Source organism: Pseudomonas oleovorans subsp. oleovorans (genome assembly GCF_002197815.1).
Lineage (GTDB): Bacteria > Pseudomonadota > Gammaproteobacteria > Pseudomonadales > Pseudomonadaceae > Aquipseudomonas > Aquipseudomonas oleovorans.
In genome coordinates this window covers 20,977-38,283 of the sequence record NZ_NIUB01000008.1, presented here as the reverse complement: position 1 = coordinate 38,283, position 17,307 = coordinate 20,977, and the positions used below count along the sequence as shown (strand labels likewise).

General features: G+C 63.3%; 20 protein-coding genes. 18 read left to right on the top strand and 2 right to left on the bottom strand.

Going from position 1 to position 17,307, the window contains the following annotated elements:
- Positions 1–2: 2 nt before the first annotated feature.
- The 8 genes from PSOLE_RS06475 to PSOLE_RS06440 all read left to right on the top strand — a co-directional run bounded on the left by PSOLE_RS06475 (position 3) and on the right by PSOLE_RS06440 (position 7,743).
- Positions 3–2,222 (top strand): chemotaxis protein CheA, encoded by a 2,220-nt coding sequence (locus PSOLE_RS06475; RefSeq protein ID WP_074857684.1) that lies wholly within the window; start codon positions 3–5, stop codon positions 2,220–2,222.
- A gap of 45 nt (positions 2,223–2,267) precedes the next feature.
- The gene (locus PSOLE_RS06470; RefSeq protein ID WP_055986388.1) at positions 2,268–3,401 is read left to right on the top strand and encodes a protein-glutamate methylesterase/protein-glutamine glutaminase; all 1,134 of its coding nucleotides are present in this window, start codon (positions 2,268–2,270) and stop codon (positions 3,399–3,401) included.
- A gap of 25 nt (positions 3,402–3,426) precedes the next feature.
- A complete protein-coding gene (locus PSOLE_RS06465) occupies positions 3,427–4,167 on the top strand; it encodes a flagellar motor protein (protein WP_055986384.1) in 741 nt (246 codons plus the stop codon).
- A 12-nt stretch (positions 4,168–4,179) separates the two neighbouring features.
- Positions 4,180–4,989 (top strand): flagellar motor protein MotD, encoded by an 810-nt coding sequence (gene motD / locus PSOLE_RS06460; protein ID WP_003460778.1) that lies wholly within the window; start codon positions 4,180–4,182, stop codon positions 4,987–4,989.
- A gap of 82 nt (positions 4,990–5,071) precedes the next feature.
- On the top strand, positions 5,072–5,860 hold the full coding sequence (locus PSOLE_RS06455; protein ID WP_003460780.1) for a ParA family protein: 789 nt from the start codon (positions 5,072–5,074) through the stop codon (positions 5,858–5,860).
- An 86-nt stretch (positions 5,861–5,946) separates the two neighbouring features.
- Complete coding sequence (locus tag PSOLE_RS06450; protein ID WP_074857687.1) at positions 5,947–6,750, top strand: CheW domain-containing protein; 804 nt, start codon at positions 5,947–5,949, stop codon at positions 6,748–6,750.
- Between the two features lie 96 nt (positions 6,751–6,846).
- Positions 6,847–7,326, top strand: coding sequence for a chemotaxis protein CheW (locus PSOLE_RS06445; RefSeq protein WP_003243242.1), 480 nt, complete (start codon positions 6,847–6,849; stop codon positions 7,324–7,326).
- Positions 7,327–7,329: 3 nt separating this feature from the next.
- A complete protein-coding gene (locus PSOLE_RS06440; protein WP_055986378.1) occupies positions 7,330–7,743 on the top strand; it encodes a DUF2802 domain-containing protein in 414 nt (137 codons plus the stop codon).
- 95 nt (positions 7,744–7,838) lie between these two features.
- On the opposite strand, the gene PSOLE_RS06435 is transcribed toward PSOLE_RS06440, so the two are convergent.
- Together PSOLE_RS06435 and fliK are read right to left on the bottom strand one after the other, a co-directional pair.
- Positions 7,839–8,186 carry an EscU/YscU/HrcU family type III secretion system export apparatus switch protein gene (locus tag PSOLE_RS06435; protein WP_074857689.1) on the bottom strand — a complete coding sequence of 116 codons (348 nt, stop codon included), beginning with the start codon at positions 8,184–8,186 and terminating at the stop codon, positions 7,839–7,841.
- Positions 8,183–9,712 (bottom strand): flagellar hook-length control protein FliK, encoded by a 1,530-nt coding sequence (fliK, locus tag PSOLE_RS06430; protein WP_055986372.1) that lies wholly within the window; start codon positions 9,710–9,712, stop codon positions 8,183–8,185. The genes PSOLE_RS06435 and fliK overlap by 4 nt, the downstream gene beginning before the upstream one ends.
- Positions 9,713–9,916: 204 nt before the next feature.
- On the opposite strand from fliK, the gene ccmA reads away from it, so the two are divergent.
- The 10 genes from ccmA to PSOLE_RS06380 all read left to right on the top strand — a co-directional run bounded on the left by ccmA (position 9,917) and on the right by PSOLE_RS06380 (position 17,258).
- Positions 9,917–10,561, top strand: coding sequence for a cytochrome c biogenesis heme-transporting ATPase CcmA (gene ccmA / locus PSOLE_RS06425; protein WP_074857692.1), 645 nt, complete (start codon positions 9,917–9,919; stop codon positions 10,559–10,561).
- Complete coding sequence (gene ccmB, locus PSOLE_RS06420) at positions 10,558–11,229, top strand: heme exporter protein CcmB (RefSeq protein ID WP_003460796.1); 672 nt, start codon at positions 10,558–10,560, stop codon at positions 11,227–11,229. Before ccmA ends, ccmB begins: the two co-directional genes overlap by 4 nt.
- Before the next feature lie 93 nt (positions 11,230–11,322).
- Positions 11,323–12,078 (top strand): heme ABC transporter permease, encoded by a 756-nt coding sequence (locus PSOLE_RS06415; protein WP_003460797.1) that lies wholly within the window; start codon positions 11,323–11,325, stop codon positions 12,076–12,078.
- Complete coding sequence (gene ccmD, locus PSOLE_RS06410) at positions 12,075–12,251, top strand: heme exporter protein CcmD (protein WP_003460798.1); 177 nt, start codon at positions 12,075–12,077, stop codon at positions 12,249–12,251. Before PSOLE_RS06415 ends, ccmD begins: the two co-directional genes overlap by 4 nt.
- Positions 12,248–12,736, top strand: a complete 489-nt coding sequence (ccmE, locus tag PSOLE_RS06405) for a cytochrome c maturation protein CcmE (RefSeq protein ID WP_003460799.1) — start codon at positions 12,248–12,250, stop codon at positions 12,734–12,736. Before ccmD ends, ccmE begins: the two co-directional genes overlap by 4 nt.
- Positions 12,733–14,706, top strand: a complete 1,974-nt coding sequence (locus PSOLE_RS06400; protein ID WP_074857695.1) for a heme lyase CcmF/NrfE family subunit — start codon at positions 12,733–12,735, stop codon at positions 14,704–14,706. Before ccmE ends, PSOLE_RS06400 begins: the two co-directional genes overlap by 4 nt.
- Complete coding sequence (locus PSOLE_RS06395) at positions 14,703–15,242, top strand: DsbE family thiol:disulfide interchange protein (RefSeq protein WP_003460801.1); 540 nt, start codon at positions 14,703–14,705, stop codon at positions 15,240–15,242. Before PSOLE_RS06400 ends, PSOLE_RS06395 begins: the two co-directional genes overlap by 4 nt.
- Positions 15,239–15,727: a cytochrome c-type biogenesis protein gene (locus tag PSOLE_RS06390; protein WP_003460802.1), complete on the top strand. Its 489-nt coding sequence runs from the start codon at positions 15,239–15,241 to the stop codon at positions 15,725–15,727. Before PSOLE_RS06395 ends, PSOLE_RS06390 begins: the two co-directional genes overlap by 4 nt.
- On the top strand, positions 15,724–16,932 hold the full coding sequence (ccmI, locus tag PSOLE_RS06385; RefSeq protein ID WP_074857699.1) for a c-type cytochrome biogenesis protein CcmI: 1,209 nt from the start codon (positions 15,724–15,726) through the stop codon (positions 16,930–16,932). Before PSOLE_RS06390 ends, ccmI begins: the two co-directional genes overlap by 4 nt.
- Positions 16,932–17,258: a hypothetical protein gene (locus PSOLE_RS06380; RefSeq protein ID WP_039964681.1), complete on the top strand. Its 327-nt coding sequence runs from the start codon at positions 16,932–16,934 to the stop codon at positions 17,256–17,258. The genes ccmI and PSOLE_RS06380 overlap by 1 nt, the downstream gene beginning before the upstream one ends.
- Positions 17,259–17,307 lie beyond the last annotated feature (49 nt).

Here is a 17,307-nt window from a genome sequence, read left to right as displayed (position 1 = left end):
ATATGAGCTTCGGCGCCGATGAAGAGATCCTCCAGGATTTCCTGGTAGAGGCCGGCGAGATTCTCGAACAGTTGTCCGAACAGTTAGTCGAGCTGGAAAGCCGACCGGACGACATGAACCTGCTCAATGCCATCTTCCGCGGTTTTCATACCGTCAAGGGTGGAGCGGGTTTCCTCCAACTCAACGAGTTGGTGGAGTGCTGCCATATCGCCGAAAACGTCTTCGACATCCTGCGCAAGGGTGAGCGTCGCGTCGAGTCGGAGTTGATGGATGTGGTGCTCGAGGCTCTTGATGCTATCAATGGCATGTTCGGCGAGGTGCGTGAGCGCCGCGAGCCGACGCCCGCGTCGCCTGAACTTCTGGCGGCATTGGCACGCCTGGCCGAACCGGGCGGCGCCGAAGCGGCTCCTGCGCCGGTGCAGCAGGCCGAGCCGGAACCCGTGCCGGTGTCTCAGCCAGCTACGCCGTCCGCTGCCGCGGGCGACATCACCGACAGCGAATTCGAGCAACTGCTCGATGCCCTGGGTGACGCGCCGGCTGCCGCCCCGAGTGCACAGACCAGTGCCAGCGATGAGATCACCGATGACGAGTTCGAGTCGCTGCTCGATCAGTTGCACGGCAAAGGGCAGTTCGCCGGTACGGTCGAAACGCCTGCCGCTGCGGTAGTTGCTTCTGCGCCTGCTGGCGCAGCGGCAGGTGATGAGATCACCGATGACGAGTTCGAAGCGCTGCTCGATCAACTGCATGGCAAAGGCCAGTTCTCGGCCACCGCCGAAGCTGCTGCTCCGGTTGCAGCCGTTGCTGCAGCGCCCGCTCCGGCGGGTGATGAGATCACCGATGACGAGTTCGAGGCGCTGCTCGATCAATTGCACGGCAAGGGCAAATTCGTGCCGCCCGCTGAGCCGGCGCCAGCGCCTGCCGCCGCGGCCAAACCTGCAGCAGTGCCCAAGGCCGCCGCGCCTGCCAAGCCCGCAGCAGCCAAACCTGAGCCTGCTGCTGCTCGTGCTTCTGCCGCGCCCGCGCCGGCTGCTGACAAGGCGCCGGCCGCGAGCGAAGCGGAAACCACCGTACGGGTCGACACCGCGCGCCTCGACGAGATCATGAACATGGTCGGCGAACTGGTGCTGGTGCGTAACCGTCTGGTGCGCCTGGGGCTCAACAGCGGCGACGAGGCGATGTCCAAGGCAGTGTCGAACCTCGACGTGGTGACTGCGGATCTGCAGACCTCGGTGATGAAAACCCGCATGCAGCCGATCAAGAAGGTCTTCGGCCGCTTTCCGCGCCTGGTGCGCGATCTGGCGCGCAACCTGAAGAAGGAAATCAACCTCGAGTTGGTGGGCGAGGAAACCGACCTCGACAAGAACCTGGTCGAGGCCTTGGCTGACCCGCTGGTGCACTTGGTGCGCAACGCTGTCGACCACGGCGTTGAAACCCCGGAAGAACGCGAGAAGGCCGGCAAGGCTCGCGCAGGCCGCGTGGTGCTGTCCGCCGAGCAGGAAGGCGACCATATCCTGCTGTCGATCACCGACGACGGCAAAGGCATGGATGCTGACGTGCTACGTGCCAAGGCCGTCGAGAAAGGCCTGCTGGACAAGGACGCGGCCGATCGCCTGAACGAGTTCGAATGCTACAACCTGATCTTCGCCCCGGGCTTCTCGACCAAGACCGAGATCTCCGACGTGTCCGGCCGTGGTGTCGGCATGGACGTGGTGAAGACCAAGATTTCCCAGCTCAACGGCACGGTCAACGTGTTCTCGCAGAAGGGCCAGGGTTCGAAGATCGTCATCAAGGTGCCGCTGACCCTGGCGATCATGCCGACGCTGATGGTGATGCTGGATAATCAGGCCTTCGCCTTCCCGCTGGTCAACGTCAACGAGATCTTCCATCTCGACCTGTCGCGTACCAACGTGGTCGACGGCCAGGAAGTGGTGATCGTGCGCGACAAGGCGCTGCCGCTGTTCTACCTCAAGCGCTGGCTGGTGCCGCAGGCATTCCAGGAGGGGCAGGGTGAAGGCCATGTGGTGATCGTCACCGTTGGCAGCCAACGCATCGGCTTTGTCGTCGATCAACTGGTCGGCCAGGAAGAAGTGGTAATCAAGCCGCTGGGCAAGATGCTGCAAGGCACGCCCGGGATGTCCGGCGCCACGATCACGGGCGACGGACGCATTGCATTGATTCTCGACGTACCGAGCATGCTCAAGCGCTACGCTCGACGGTTCTGATGTTTCGCGGCGTGGACCCGAGGTCCACGCCGTCTAGGAGTGTGTATGGTAGTCAAGGTCTTGGTGGTAGACGACTCCGGTTTCTTCCGTCGGCGCGTGTCGGAAATTCTGTCTGCTGACCCCAGTATTCAGGTCGTGGGCACGGCCACCAATGGGCGGGAAGCCATCGATCAGGCGTTGGCGCTCAAGCCCGACGTGATCACCATGGATTACGAGATGCCGATGATGGATGGCATCACTGCGGTTCGAAACATCATGCAGCGCTGTCCGACGCCGGTGCTGATGTTCTCCTCGCTGACTCATGAAGGCGCCCGCGTCACGCTCGATGCGCTGGATGCGGGGGCAGTGGATTTCCTGCCGAAGAACTTCGAAGACATCTCGCGCAACCCCGAAAAGGTCAAGCAGATGCTGTGCGAGAAGGTGCACAGCATCGCGCGCAGCAACCGCCGTTTCAGTGCGGCCGCGGTGGCTCCGGCGCCGACTGCGGCTAGTCCGAGCGCGGCGCCGACCAGTCGTCCTGCTGTCTCGACGCGACCTGCTGCACCGGCTCCTGTTGCTGCGCGTCCGGCGGCAGCGGCCGGTGGCGCAGCCCCTACGTCGTCAGCGCCCAAGCGCAAGGCCTACAAGCTGGTGGCCATCGGCACCTCGACCGGTGGCCCGGTGGCGCTGCAGCGCGTGCTGACCCAGCTTCCGGCCAATTTTCCGGCGCCGCTGGTTCTGATCCAGCACATGCCGGCGGCCTTCACCAAGGCTTTCGCCGAGCGCCTGGACAAGCTCTGCCGCATTCAGGTCAAGGAAGCTGAGGATGGCGATATCCTGCGCCCAGGCCTGGCGCTGCTGGCGCCTGGTGGCAAGCAGATGATGGTCGATGCGCGTGGCGCGATAAAAATCCTGCCGGGTGACGAACGCCTCAACTACAAACCCTGTGTCGATATCACTTTCGGCTCTGCCGCCAAGTCTTACGGTGACAAGGTGCTGGCCGTGGTACTCACCGGTATGGGCGCCGATGGCCGTGAGGGTGCGCGCCTGCTCAAACAGGGCGGTAGCCAGGTGTGGGCGCAGGACGAGGCCAGTTGCGTGATCTATGGCATGCCCATGGCCGTGGTCAAAGCCAATCTGGCGGATGCGGTCTACGGCCTGGATGACATCGGCCGGCACCTGACCGAGGCCTGCCAGTGACGAACGCTAAGTCGGAAACATGCGCATGGATGTACTGAGCCTGATTGGCGTCATCCTGGCGTTCGTTGCCATTCTGGGCGGCAATTATCTCGAAGGCGGGCACGCTGGTGCCTTGCTCAACGGTCCGGCGGCGCTGATCGTCATCGGCGGCACGCTGGGCGCGGCTTTTCTGCAGGCGCCGGTGCAGGTGTTCAAGCGTGCCATGAGCATCATGCGCTGGATCTTTTTCCCGCCGCGTATCGATCTGGTCGGCGGTATCAATCGTGTGACCGGTTGGAGCATGGTGGCACGCAAGGAAGGCCTGCTCGGCCTGGAGGCAGTGGCCGATGCCGAGCCTGACCCCTATGCGCGCAAAGGTCTGCAGTTGCTGGTCGACGGCGCCGAGCCGGAATCCATTCGCAGCATTCTGGAGGTCGATCTCTATACCCAGGAGGCGCGCGATATCCAGGCCGCCAAGGTGTTCGAGAGCATGGGTGGTTATGCGCCAACCATCGGTATTATCGGTGCAGTGATGGGCCTGATTCACGTGATGGGCAACCTGGCTGATCCGAGCATTCTCGGCAGCGGCATTGCCGTGGCGTTCGTTGCCACCATCTACGGCGTCGGCTTCGCCAACCTGCTGCTGCTACCGATGGGCAACAAGCTCAAGTCCATTGCTCTGCGCCAGTCGCGTTACCGCGAGATGCTGCTGGAGGGCATCCTGTCCATCGCCGAGGGTGAGAACCCGCGCTCCATCGAACTGAAGCTGCAAGGCTTCATGGACTGATGGAGGTATGGCATGGCGCGCAGGCGGCATCATGAAGAGCACGAGAATCACGAGCGTTGGCTGGTCTCCTATGCCGACTTCATCACCTTGCTATTCGCCTTTTTTGTGGTGATGTACTCGATTTCCTCGATCAACGAAGGCAAGTACAAGATCCTCTCGGAGTCGCTGACGGGCGTGTTCAATCAGCCTGAACGCTCGATCAAGCCGATTCCGGTCGGTGAGGAACGGCCGCGCACCAGTGAGCCTGATAACACCTCGATGGACGACCCCAGCTCGGATTCGGCCCTGCAAAGCATCGCCTCCAGCGTGCGCGAGGTGTTTGGCGAGCTGATCAAGAGTGATCAGCTGACCATACGCGGCAACGAGATGTGGATCGAGATCGAGCTCAGCTCCAGTCTGTTGTTTCCCAGTGGTGATGCCATTCCAAACAATCAGGCGTTCGACATCATCGAGAAGCTCGCCAAGATTCTGGCGCCTTATCAGAACCCGATAAAGGTGGAAGGTTTCACCGACAACGTGCCAATTCAGACAGCGCAGTATCCGACCAACTGGGAGTTGTCTGCGGCGCGCGCGGCGAGCATCGTGCGTATGCTGGCCATGGATGGTGTCGACCCTTCACGTCTGGCTGCTGTCGGTTACGGCGAGTTCCAGCCGGTAGCGGACAATGCCACAGCCGAGGGCAGGGGGCGTAATCGCCGGGTCGTGCTGGTGATTTCGCGCAACCTCGACACGCGACGTGGCGCTGGCAGTGCCGCGACCCAGCAGTCAGAGGCTGGCACGCAACCTGCACCAGCGCCTACGTCGGGGGTTCCACAGTCGTGAGCCGTCAAATCCCAGTCGCCTGCTGCGTGCGTGCGATAGCCATTCTCGGCCTGAGCGCCTCTTGCCGGGAGGATGAGAGAAAATGAAAGTCTGGGCAGTAGCCAATCAGAAGGGTGGGGTCGGCAAGACCACCACCTCCATCGCCCTGGCAGGCCTGTTGGCCGATGCCGGCAAGCGTGTGGTCGTGGTCGATCTCGATCCGCATGGGTCGATGACCAGTTATTTCGGTCATGACCCCGATGCGCTGGAGCACAGTTGCTTCGATCTGTTCCTGCATCAGGGCAATGTGCCGCAAGGCCTGCCCAAGCAGCTGCTGCACAGCACCAGTCACGAGAATATCTCCCTGTTGCCGTCGAGCACCGCGCTGGCCACGCTCGAGCGCCAGTCACCGGGGCAGAGTGGCCTGGGTCTGGTAATCGCCAAGAGCCTGGCGCAGCTGTGGGAAGATTTCGATCATGCTGTCATCGACAGCCCGCCACTGCTCGGCGTACTGATGGTCAATGCCCTGGCAGCCAGCCAGCAACTGGTGATTCCGGTACAGACCGAGTTCCTCGCGGTGAAGGGCCTGGAGCGCATGATCACCACGCTGGCGATGATCAACCGTTCGCGCAAGCAGGCCTTGCCCTACACCATCGTGCCGACGCTGTTCGACCGTCGTACCCAGGCGTCCATGAGCACGCTGCGGGTGCTGCGCAATACCTATCCCGAGCACCTGTGGCCGGCCTATATTCCGGTCGATACGCGCTTGCGTGATGCCAGTCGGGCAGGGCGGACGCCTTCGCAGTTCGATGCGGGCAGCCGTGGCGTGATCGCCTATCGGGCACTGCTCAAGCATCTTCTGACTCATCACCCGGCGGCGCAGGTGGCTTGAAATGAGCGTCTGTGTTGAACTGCGACACTCAAGTCGGAGCATGCAGCGGCCGATAGGCTGTCAAGATCTTATTCCGGGTTCCAGTCATGAGCCGTAACCTCGCCACCGCCACGCGTTCCCAGTTGGCCCTGCAGTCCTACCTTGACGGGCTGCTACAGGAGGCCGCTGCCGAACTGGAGATGTCCGTCAGCCTCGACGAGTTCGAGGCCGCTGTGCTCGAGGAGCAGGTGCGCGATGCGCGGCTGGTTGAGCCGGTTGTGCCCGCTAGCGTGGTTGAACCGCTGGTACAGATGGACGTCGCACCGGTTGAATTACTCGCGCCGATACAAGCTCCGCTCATCGACGAGGCGCCGCCGGCGCTTGCTCCCGCTGCCGAGCTGGCGCCACAGCCGGCTGCGCTGTTGGCCGATGGTCGCCCTGCCTGGGCCGAGGAGCCGTTCGAATGCCTGCTGTTCGACGTTGCCGGGTTGACCCTGGCCGTGCCATTGATCTGCTTGGGGTCGATTTACCCACTGGAAGGTCAGGAGCTGACACCGCTGTTCGGGCAGCCGGATTGGTTCCTCGGTATCCTGCCGAGCCAGGCCGGTAACCTGAAGGTGCTGGACACTGCGCGCTGGGTGATGCCGGATCGTTACCGAGATGACTTCCGCGAAGGCCTGCAGTACGTGATTTCGGTGCAGGGCTACGAGTGGGGGCTGGCCGTGCATCAGGTCAGCCGTTCGATTCGCCTGGACCCGAGCGAGGTCAAGTGGCGCAGCCAGCGTACCCAGCGGCCCTGGCTGGCCGGCACGGTGATCGAGCACATGTGCGCGCTGCTCGACGTCGCGGCACTGGCCGAGCTGATCGCCAGCGGCGGGGCGAAACGCCTGAATGGCGGCAAACTGCATTGAGAATTGGTGAGCCAGTGCCAACGGGCTCTTATAGTTGATGACAAGCGGGTCGACCCGCGCATGCCGCACTGAGCGGTTTTTGATGAGGCTAGGGACATGAAGAAAAGTTCTGCACAGGGTGCCGAAGATCCGATTCTGCAGTGGGTGACCTTTCGCCTGGATAACGAGACCTACGGCATTAACGTGATGCAGGTGCAGGAAGTCCTGCGTTACACCGAGATCGCCCCGGTACCGGGTGCTCCGAGCTATGTGCTGGGCATCATCAACCTGCGTGGCAACGTGGTTACCGTAATCGATACCCGCCAGCGTTTCGGCCTGGGTTCGGCGCCGGTCACCGACAACACCCGTATCGTCATCATCGAAGCGGACAAGCAAGTGGTCGGCATCCTGGTCGATAGCGTGGCCGAAGTGGTCTACCTGCGTCAGTCCGAGATCGAGACTGCACCGAACGTCGGTAACGACGAGTCGGCCAAGTTCATCCAGGGCGTGTGCAACAAGAACGGCGAGCTGCTGATCCTGGTCGAACTGGACAAGATGATGTCCGAGGAAGAGTGGTCGGAGCTGGAGAGCATCTGAGCCATGTCCGAGTTCGCCATGCTTGCCGCGGCCCTGGCCTTCGTGGCGCTGCTATGCGTGGCATTGGGCATCGTCTGCAAAGGCCTGTACCGCAACCAGCAGCGCCTGCTGGTTGAGCAGGCCAAGCGTGACGCCGTGCGCGATGCGCGGATCAGGGAGCTGAGCAAGCGTCTCGACGCCTACCTGACCGGCAGCATTCGCATGGGCGAAGAGCTGCATGAGCTGCGCCGAGTAGTGGCGCCGCTGCCGGACAAGGTCAGCCAGATCGAACAGCGTGACCCCAGCAGCCTGTCGTTCACCCAGGCTGCTCGCCTGGTGGGCATGGGCGCCAGCGTCGATGACCTGACCCAGTCCTGTGGCCTGAGCAAGGCCGAGGCCGAGCTGATCAGCCGCCTGCACCAGCCCAAAAAACCGTAGGAGCGGCTTCAGTCGCGAAGCTTTGAACCGCTTGGCAACAGCTAACGCAGACATAGCCAAGCTTTTTCTTGCCCTGCATGTGTTCCGTCGCGAAATCAGCGAGTCGGCCCGCTCAAGCGGGGTAGCGTCGGCGTCACGTCGCGCTCGCTGTCCTGCCCCTGCTCGAAACCTTCCGGTGTCTTGCCCTGCAAGTACCAGGCGAAGGCGATGATCTCGGCAATGCAGCGATACAGCGCTTGCGGAATGGCGTCGCCCAGTTCCAGGCGCGCCAGCAAACGCACCAACTCGGCATTTTCGTAAATGGGCACTTCGTATTCGCGAGCGATGGCGAGGATGGCTTCGGCCAGTTCGTCATCACCCTTGGCGCAGAGTATTGGCGCGGTTTGCCCGTCATAGTTGAGGGCGATGGCCTGACGCGCTTCGGACTGCGACTTGCGGCTCATGCGGTTTCGTCCACCCAGCGTTGTTCCAGCGAGGTCTTCGGCCCTTGCGGCGGCATGCCCTGGCTGCAGGCCAGTTCGCCGACTTCCAGGCCCGCGGCTTGCAGGCGCTCACGCAGGTTGCCCAGTTCGGCGTTGATCAGCGATGCGGTATCGGCGCGTTCGGCCCATAACTGGCTGGAGAGGCTGCCGCGTAGCAACTGAGCCCGAACCTGCAGTGGGCCAAGGTGGTCGAGATCGAAGGCCAGTTCCACGCGCCAGAGTGTTTCCTTCTGTTCCGCTTTTTCCGCCTTGGCGCTGTCTTCGCGCTGCAGTTTGACCTGCAGCGGAATCACCTCCTGCTGATGGCGCATGGGCAGCTCCAGCTGCCAGGTGGTCAGCAGGTTGCCGTTGGCGTCGACCTGGGTTTGCGCGAGGCTCGACAGTTGGTGCGTCTGCAGCCGTGAGACGGCCGCTGCGGCGAGCTTCAGCAGGGTTTCCAGGTCGGCTTCGCCATCCATGTTCTGCAGCAAGCGTGAGGGCAGGGGAAAGGTCAGCGCCTGTTGGCGTGCCGACCCGGCAGCGCCTGCGCCGAGCAGTTGCCGGGCCAGGTTGGGCAGGTTCTGGCCGAGGGCGTTCTGCAGGCCGGCAAGGGGGCCGGAAACCCCTGGCAGTTGCGGCATCAGCTGGGCGATCAGACGCAGTAGGTTGGCCTTCAGGTCCTGCGGCAGTGTACCGGTCTGGCCCTGCAGCAGTTTGGCTTCGAGCAGCACACCGCTGCCTTCGAGTGCCTGGGCCAGGCCCTTGGCGGTACTCAGCTGGGTGCTGTCGGGGAGGGCGCCAAGTAGTTTGTCGATACTGCCGCGCAGGGCTTCATCGCCGCCGCTCAGCTTCTGCAGGCCCTTGAACAGACCCTCCAGCGATGCCTGGCGATTCTGCTGGGCGGCCAGTTGCTGGCCCAGTACCAATTGATCGAGGCGGCCACTGAGCGGCAGGAAGGCGAGGCTCTGGCTGCCCTGCACCTGCGCGCTGAGCAGGCTGCCGAGCGGCAGCGCCTGCGGACTGTCGAGCGCCAGCTGGCTGCCGGCGAGCGGGGTATTGAGCAGGTTCACCACCAGGCGATAGATTGTCTGCGCATTCTGTGTCGGCAGCGGGGCGCTGCTGACGACCTTGCCCTGCACCAGCGTGCCGGGCGGTAGTTGTTGCAGATCAAGGCTGGTCAGCGGCTTGTCACCGCCAGCCTGCAAGGCCAGCGCCAGGCGAGTCTCGGACAGTGCTGTGACCACCAGTGCGCTGCCCTGGGCCAGTGGCCTGGGGCTTTCGGCTTGCAGAGTCGCCTGCTTGCCGCCGGCGAGGGTCAGTTTGAGCAGCAGTTGGAAGCTTTGCGCCTGCTCGCGAATCGCCACGACTTCGGCCTTGGCGCTTTCGCCGGCTGCCAGCATGCCTTCCAGCGGCTGCAACAGGCGCACGGCCATGTCTGCGGCAGTCGCAGTGTTGCGAATCACCGGCACGGCAGGGGGAAGCGGGCGTGGGCTGCTGATTTCGCTCATGGGCTCTCACGTATCTGATGGTGTACTGCTTCGCGAGTACACCCTACGGCCGATTTGTCTGCGACAGATTAACACCCTGTCGAAAATGCTGACTGCGGGGACAGTGATGCGACATGTATAATGCCGGCCCGTTGCGCAGCGCACTTCCGGCACGCGTCAGTATAGCGGCCGGAGCACCGTCGACTTTAACCCTGCCAGGTATCGATGACCCGTCCCGTTCCCCTTCTCGAAGCCGTGGCGCTCAGCTGTGAGCGGGACTGGCGCATGCTCTTCGAGCAACTGCACTTCGCCCTGCAGCCAGGCGACATGTTGCAGATCAGCGGCCCCAACGGCAGTGGCAAGACCAGCCTGTTGCGGCTGATCGCTGGCCTGCGTCAGCCGACCTCCGGCGACATCCTTTTGCAGGGCCAGGCCCTGGCCGAGCAGCGCAGTGAACTGGCGCGCAACCTGTTGTGGATTGGCCATGCCGCCGGCATCAAGGGCCTGCTGACTGCCGAAGAGAACCTGGCCTGGCTCTGCGCGTTGCATCGCCCGGCCAATCGCGAGGCGATCTGGCAGGCGCTGGAGGCGGTCGGCCTGCGCGGTTTCGAAGATGTTCCCTGTCATACCCTGTCGGCCGGCCAACAGCGCCGTGTCGCCCTGGCACGCCTTTATTTGGCCGATACGCCGCCGCTGTGGGTGCTCGATGAGCCGTTCACCGCGCTGGACAAGAGCGGTGTGGCGCAACTCGAAGCGCACCTGGCCGGCCATTGCGAACGCGGTGGCGTCGTGGTGCTGACCACTCACCACAGTCTGCAGCGTACACCGGCGACCTATCGCGACCTGGATCTGGGGCAGCACGCGGCATGAGCAACGTTTTCACACAGCTGCTGTCGCGGGAAATGCGTCTGCTTGCTCGTCGTCCGTCCGACCTGGCCAACCCCCTGGTATTCTTCGCCATCGTCATTGCGCTGTTCCCGCTGGCGGTGGGACCAGAGACGCAATTGTTGCAAACCCTTTCTCCGGGTCTGGTCTGGGTCGCAGCCCTTTTGGCCGTGCTGCTCTCGCTGGACGGGCTTTTCCGCAGTGATTTCGAGGATGGCTCGCTGGAACAGTGGGTCCTTTCGTCGCACCCCCTGCCTCTTCTGGTGTTGGCCAAGGTGCTGGCACACTGGCTTTTCAGCGGTCTGGCGCTGGTTTTGCTGGCGCCTGTGCTGGCGCTGATGCTTGGTCTGCCTGGGCGTTGCCTGCCGGTACTGCTGATTTCCCTGCTGCTCGGCACCCCGGTGCTGAGCCTGCTCGGCGCGGTGGGCGCGGCGCTCACCGTTGGTCTTAAGCGCGGCGGCCTGCTGCTGGCGCTGCTGATCCTGCCGCTGTACATCCCGGTGCTGATTCTTGGCAGCGGGGCGCTGCAGGCGGCCTTGCAAGGACTGCCGGCTAGCGGTCACCTGTTGTGGCTGGCCAGCCTCACCGCCCTGGCGGTGACCCTGACACCTTTTGCGATTGCCGCCGGTCTGACCATCAGTGTCGGCGAATAAGAACGAACCGTGATGTGCCCGGATGCGATCCGGGAGCTCTTGATAGCCTCCCCGGATTGCATCCGGGCTACGTGTAGATGATGAGTCGACTGAATGAACTGGACGTGGTTTCACAAGTGGGGTTCGCCCAAGTGGTTCTATGAGATGAGCGGCCGCTGGCTGCCTTGGCTCAGTATCGCTGCTGTGTTGCTGATCGCCGCTGGCCTGATCTGGGGCCTGGCGTTCGCGCCGCCGGACTACCAGCAGGGCAATAGCTTTCGCATCATCTACATTCATGTTCCGGCGGCTTTCCTGGCGCAGTCGATCTACGTGACCCTGGCGATCGCCGGCCTGGTCGGGCTGGTGTGGAAGATGAAGCTGGCCGATGTCGCCCTGCAGCAGGCTGCCCCCGTCGGCGCCTGGATGACCGCCATCGCATTGCTCACGGGGGCCATCTGGGGCAAACCGACCTGGGGCACCTACTGGGTATGGGACGCGCGCCTGACCTCGATGCTGATCCTGCTGTTCCTGTATTTCGGCGTCATCGCCCTGGGCAATGCGATCAGCAACCGCGACAGCGCCGCCAAGGCCTGTGCCGTGCTCGCCATCGTCGGTGTGGTCAACATTCCGATCATCAAGTACTCGGTGGAATGGTGGAACTCACTGCACCAGACCGCCACCTTCAAGATCACCGAAAAACCGGCCATGCCGATGGAGATGTGGCTGCCGCTGCTGCTGGCGGTGCTGGGGTTCTACTGCTTCTTCGGCGCCGTGCTGCTCTATCGCATGCGTCTTGAAGTGCTCAAGCGTGAAGCGCGCAGCAGTTGGGTGAAAGCCGAAGTGCAGACATTGGTGGAGGGCAAGGCATGAGTTTCGCGTCGTTCTCCGAGTTTCTCGCCATGGGCACTCATGGTGTATTCGTCTGGAGTGCCTACGGCGTCAGCCTGGCGATCCTGGCGTTGAATGTGGTGCTGCCAATCCTGGCGCGCCGCCGTTACCTGCAAGACGAGGCGCGTCGTTTGCGCCGGGAGAAGTCGAAGTGAATCCGGTTCGCAAGAAACGCCTGTACATCGTTCTGGCCATCCTCTGTGGCGTCAGCATCGCCGTGGCGCTGGCGCTGACCGCGCTGCAGGAGAACATCAACCTGTTCTACACCCCGAGTCAGATCGCCAATGGCGAAGCGCCCGAGGGCACGCGCATTCGTGCCGGTGGTCTGGTCGAAGAGGGCTCGGTGAAGCGCTCCCCCGATACCCTGGAAGTCGACTTCGTCGTCACCGATGGCGCCCATGGCGTGACCATTCGCTACAGCGGCATCCTGCCGGATCTGTTTCGTGAAGGGCAGGGCATCGTCGCTCTGGGGCGTGTCAATGCAGAGGGCGTGCTGGTGGCTGACGAGGTACTGGCCAAGCACGACGAGAACTACATGCCGCCTGAAGTCATGCAGGCGCTGGAAAAGAGCGGAATGATGCAGAAGCACAACGAGGCCAAGGCCGCCAAACAAGGCTATCAGCAGGAGAGCGCACAATGATTCCCGAGCTCGGCCATCTGGCGATGATTCTGGCGCTGTGCCTGTGCCTGGTACAGGCGACGCTACCGCTGATCGGTGCCTGGCGCGGTGACCACCAATGGATGAGCCTGGCGCAGCCGGCTGCCTGGGGTCAGTTCGCCTTTCTGTTGTTTTCCTTCATCTGTCTGACCTATGCATTCATGGTCGACGATTTCTCCGTCGCCTACGTGGCCAACAACTCCAACACGGCACTGCCCTGGTACTACAAGTTCAGTGCGGTGTGGGGCGCACACGAAGGCTCCCTGCTGCTGTGGGCGTTGATTCTGGCGGGCTGGACCTTCGCCGTGGCGATCTTCTCGCGCCACCTGCCGGAGGAGATGCTGGCCCGCGTACTGGCAGTGATGGGCATGATCAGCATTGGTTTTCTGCTGTTCCTGATCGTCACCTCCAACCCCTTCGAACGTCTGCTGCCGAACTCGCCGGCTGATGGCCGCGACCTCAATCCCTTGTTGCAGGACTTCGGCCTGATCGTGCATCCGCCGATGCTGTATATGGGCTACGTCGGTTTCTCGGTGGCCTTTGCCTTCGCCATCGCCGCATTGCTCGGCGGCAAGCTCGATGCTGCCTGGGCGCGCTGGTCGCGGCCCTGGACTACCGTTGCCTGGGCTTTCCTTGGTATCGGTATCGCCCTGGGCTCCTGGTGGGCCTACTACGAGCTCGGCTGGGGCGGCTGGTGGTTCTGGGACCCGGTAGAGAACGCGTCCTTCATGCCCTGGTTGGTGGGCACGGCGCTGATCCACTCATTGGCCGTGACTGAGAAGCGCGGCGTGTTCAAGAGCTGGACGGTGCTGCTGGCCATCGCCGCCTTCTCCCTCAGCCTGCTGGGTACCTTCCTGGTTCGCTCTGGTGTGCTGACCTCCGTGCATGCTTTTGCCACCGACCCGGAGCGCGGCGTGTTCATTCTCGCCTTCCTGCTGGTGGTGGTGGGCGGTTCGCTGGCGTTGTTCGCCGTGCGCGCGCCGGTGGTCAAGAGCCAGGTCGGCTTTGGCTTGTGGTCGCGTGAGGCGCTGCTGTTGGTCAACAACATCGTGCTGGTGGTGTCGGCCGCGATGATTCTGCTCGGCACCCTCTACCCGCTGGTGCTCGATGCGCTGACCGGCGCCAAGCTGTCGGTCGGCCCGCCTTACTTCAACGCGCTGTTCCTGCCGCTGATGGCACTGCTGATGGCGGTGATCAGTGTCGGCGTGCTGGTGCGCTGGAAGGATACCCCGCTGAAATGGTTGGGCAGCATGCTGGCACCGGTGCTGGTGGCCAGCGTGGTGCTGGCGGTAGTCGCCACTTTCCTGCATGGCGATTTCCACTGGGCCGTTCTGGCCGTCTGCCTGCTGGCCTTCTGGGTGATCCTGGCTGGCGTGCGCGACATCCTCGACAAGACCCGGCACAAGGGCCTGCTAAAAGGCCTGCCGAGCCTGGGCCGCAGCTACTGGGGCATGCAGATGGCGCACTTCGGTTTCGCCGTATGCGCCCTGGGTGTGGTGCTCACCAGCCTTGGCAGCTACGAGCGCGATCTGCGTATGGCGCCGGGTGACTCGGTGGAATTGGGCGGCTATCGCTTCCAGTTTGAGGGCGCGGTGCATCATGAAGGCCCCAACTTCATTTCCGACAAGGGCACGGTGCGTGTGTTCGACGGCGAGCGGCAGATCAGCGTGCTGCACCCGGAGAAGCGCCTGTACACCGTGCAGCAGGCGACCATGACCGAGGCGGGCATCGATGCCGGCTTCACTCGCGACCTGTTCGTCGCCCTCGGCGAGCCGCTGGAGCAGGGCGCCTGGGCCGTACGCATTCACATCAAACCGTTCGTCCGCTGGATCTGGCTGGGCGCGCTGCTGATGGGCTTCGGCGGCTTCCTCGCTGCAGCCGACAAGCGCTACCGCATCAAGGTCAGAACCCGCGTGCGCGAAGCCCTGGGCATGCAGGAGGCCAGCGCATGAGACGCCTGCTCCTGCTGTTGCCGCTGCTGGCCTTTCTGGCGATTGCCGTATTCCTCTATCGCGGCCTGTTCCTCGACCCGTCCGAGTTGCCCTCGGCGCTGATCGGCAAGCCGTTTCCGGCTTTCAGCCTGCCGGCGCTGGACGATCCCGAGCGCACCCTCAGCGAGGCTGACATCAAGGGCCGGCCTGCGCTGGTCAACGTCTGGGCCACCTGGTGCCCGGCCTGCCGTCACGAGCATCCGGTGCTGAACAAGCTGGCCGAGGCTGGCGTGGTGATCCATGGGGTCAACTACAAGGATCAGCGCGAACCTGCGCAGAAATGGCTGCGCGACCTGCACAATCCGTATCAGCTCAACATCGAGGACGCCAAGGGCAGCCTCGGTCTGGACCTGGGTGTGTACGGCGCGCCGGAAACCTTCTTCGTCGATGCCAAGGGCATCATCCGTCACAAGTTCGTCGGCACCATCGACGAGCGGATCTGGCGCGAGACGCTGGCGCCGATCTACCAGCAATTGGTTGACGAGGCCCAGCCATGAAGCGTCTGTTGATTTTTGCCAGTTTGGCACTGGGGCTGTTGGCCAGTGCGCATGCCGCCATCGATACCTTTGAGTTCGCCAACGACGCCGAGCGTCAGCGCTATCGCAATCTGATCGAAGAGCTGCGCTGCCCGAAGTGCCAGAACCAGAACATCGCCGACTCCGATGCGCCGATCGCCATGGACCTGCGCAACGAGATCTTCCGCATGCTCGAAGAGGGCAAGAGCAACGAGGAAATCATCGATTTCCTGGTCTCGCGCTATGGCGACTTCGTGCTCTACAAGCCGCCGCTGACCAGTCGCACGCTGCTGCTCTGGTACGGCCCGGCCGGCATGTTGGTAATCGGCTTCGGTGTGCTGGGGGTGATTCTCCTGCGCCGTCGCAGCCAGAACAAAGACCGCTCTGCTGCTGGCCTCTCCGTCGATGAGCAGGCGCGCCTCGCCGCATTGCTCGAGCAAAACTCTCAGGACAACAAAGACCGATGATCGATTTCTGGTTGCCCGCCGGGCTGCTGTTGCTGACTGCCCTGGCTTTTCTGTTGATTCCGGTACTGCGTATTCGCAAGCTGCAGGCCGAAGAAGACCGTACCGCACTTAACGTCACCCTCTATCAGGAGCGCCTGCAGGAGCTGGAAAACCAACTCCAGGCCGGCGTGCTCGACGATGCACAGATGGAGGCCGGCCGCGCCGAGGCTGCGCGCGAGCTGCTGGATGATACCGAAGGCGTGCAGCGCCGCAGCAGCGTGCTCGGCGGCAAGATTCCGCTGATTTCGGCGTTGCTGGTGCCGGTACTTGGCGTGGCTCTGTACCTGCACTGGGGTGCTGCCGATGAAGTCGTGCAGGCGCGCCAACTGGCCGCTGCGCAGCCGCAAAGCATCGAGGAGATGACTGCGCGCCTGGAGCAGACCGTGCAGCAGCAGCCGGACTCCGCCGAGGCCTGGTATTTCCTCGGTCGTACCTACATGGCGCAGGAGCGTGCCGCAGATGCTGCCAAGGCCTTCGGGCGTGCCGTGGACGTCGCCGGACGTGCGCCGGAGCTGCTCGGTCAATGGGCGCAGGCGCTGTATTTCGCCGAAGGCAAACAGTGGAACGAGCAACTGCAGGCGCTTACCGACGAAGCGTTGCAGGCTGATCCGGAAGAGGTCACCAGTCTCGGTCTGCTGGGTATCGCTGCCTACGAAAGCCAGCGCTATGCCGATGCCGTGCGCTACTGGGAGCGTCTGGTCGCCGTGTTGCCGGAGCAGGATCCGTCCCGTGCGGCCATCGCCGGTGGTATCGAACGTGCCCGCCAGCAGATGGCTGAGGGCGAGCAGCCCAGCGCTGCAGCCGAGCCGGACGCCAAGGTTCAGGCGCTGCAGGTCAGCGTATCGCTGGCGCCCGACGTGCAGCAGAACGTGCAGCCGGACGATGCCGTGTTCATCTTTGCCCGTGCCCTCAGTGGCCCGCCGGTGCCGTTGGCGGTCAAGCGCCTGAAGGTTTCCGACCTGCCGGCGCAAGTCAGCCTGTCGGATGTGGATGCGATGATGCCACAGCTGAAAATCTCCCAATTCGATCAGGTGCAACTGGTGGCGCGTATATCGCGCGCCGGCAATGCCACTCAGGGTGAGTGGATCGGCCAGAGCGGTTCTGTAGCCAACTCGGCCACTGACGTACAGACGCTACTGATCGACAGCCGTGACGGGCAGCCATAGTGAAGCGTTTGGTGCTGGCCTGCGTACTCGGGCTTGGCCTGAGCGGCTGCGTATTGCAGCAACCGAGTACACCGGTTGGCCAGTTGCCGCCGGTGCAGCAGCCGTCGCACCCGCGCTACGCGCCGCCGCCTGGGGTGAAGAGCCACTGGAACCCGGGGCTGGGCGTCTATGTAGTCGAAGGTGCACGTGATCTGTACTACCGCGAGCGCATCTTCTACCGCTGGGAGGGCGGCTGGAGCTGGTCGCCACAGGCCGGCGGGCCGTGGCGGGATACCGACAGCTCCGGCATTCCTCCGGGGCTGTTCCGCCAGTATCAGAATCGCTGATCGCGCGGTAGGGCGGGAGCAACCCGCCGCATTTCAGATAAGACTTCTC

Excerpts from the sequence above, each read along its gene's own strand:
- PSOLE_RS06475 (WP_074857684.1), top strand. The coding sequence starts at position 3 with ATGAGCTTCGGCGCCGATGAAGAGATCCTCCAGGATTTCCTGGTAGAG.
- PSOLE_RS06470 (WP_055986388.1), top strand. The coding sequence starts at position 2,268 with ATGGTAGTCAAGGTCTTGGTGGTAGACGACTCCGGTTTCTTCCGTCGG.
- PSOLE_RS06465 (WP_055986384.1), top strand. The coding sequence starts at position 3,427 with ATGGATGTACTGAGCCTGATTGGCGTCATCCTGGCGTTCGTTGCCATT.
- motD (WP_003460778.1), top strand. The coding sequence starts at position 4,180 with ATGGCGCGCAGGCGGCATCATGAAGAGCACGAGAATCACGAGCGTTGG.
- PSOLE_RS06455 (WP_003460780.1), top strand. The coding sequence starts at position 5,072 with ATGAAAGTCTGGGCAGTAGCCAATCAGAAGGGTGGGGTCGGCAAGACC.
- PSOLE_RS06450 (WP_074857687.1), top strand. The coding sequence starts at position 5,947 with ATGAGCCGTAACCTCGCCACCGCCACGCGTTCCCAGTTGGCCCTGCAG.
- PSOLE_RS06445 (WP_003243242.1), top strand. The coding sequence starts at position 6,847 with ATGAAGAAAAGTTCTGCACAGGGTGCCGAAGATCCGATTCTGCAGTGG.
- PSOLE_RS06440 (WP_055986378.1), top strand. The coding sequence starts at position 7,330 with ATGTCCGAGTTCGCCATGCTTGCCGCGGCCCTGGCCTTCGTGGCGCTG.
- PSOLE_RS06435 (WP_074857689.1), bottom strand. The coding sequence starts at position 8,186 with ATGAGCCGCAAGTCGCAGTCCGAAGCGCGTCAGGCCATCGCCCTCAAC.
- fliK (WP_055986372.1), bottom strand. The coding sequence starts at position 9,712 with ATGAGCGAAATCAGCAGCCCACGCCCGCTTCCCCCTGCCGTGCCGGTG.
- ccmA (WP_074857692.1), top strand. The coding sequence starts at position 9,917 with ATGACCCGTCCCGTTCCCCTTCTCGAAGCCGTGGCGCTCAGCTGTGAG.
- ccmB (WP_003460796.1), top strand. The coding sequence starts at position 10,558 with ATGAGCAACGTTTTCACACAGCTGCTGTCGCGGGAAATGCGTCTGCTT.
- PSOLE_RS06415 (WP_003460797.1), top strand. The coding sequence starts at position 11,323 with ATGAACTGGACGTGGTTTCACAAGTGGGGTTCGCCCAAGTGGTTCTAT.
- ccmD (WP_003460798.1), top strand. The coding sequence starts at position 12,075 with ATGAGTTTCGCGTCGTTCTCCGAGTTTCTCGCCATGGGCACTCATGGT.
- PSOLE_RS06400 (WP_074857695.1), top strand. The coding sequence starts at position 12,733 with ATGATTCCCGAGCTCGGCCATCTGGCGATGATTCTGGCGCTGTGCCTG.
- PSOLE_RS06395 (WP_003460801.1), top strand. The coding sequence starts at position 14,703 with ATGAGACGCCTGCTCCTGCTGTTGCCGCTGCTGGCCTTTCTGGCGATT.
- PSOLE_RS06390 (WP_003460802.1), top strand. The coding sequence starts at position 15,239 with ATGAAGCGTCTGTTGATTTTTGCCAGTTTGGCACTGGGGCTGTTGGCC.
- ccmI (WP_074857699.1), top strand. The coding sequence starts at position 15,724 with ATGATCGATTTCTGGTTGCCCGCCGGGCTGCTGTTGCTGACTGCCCTG.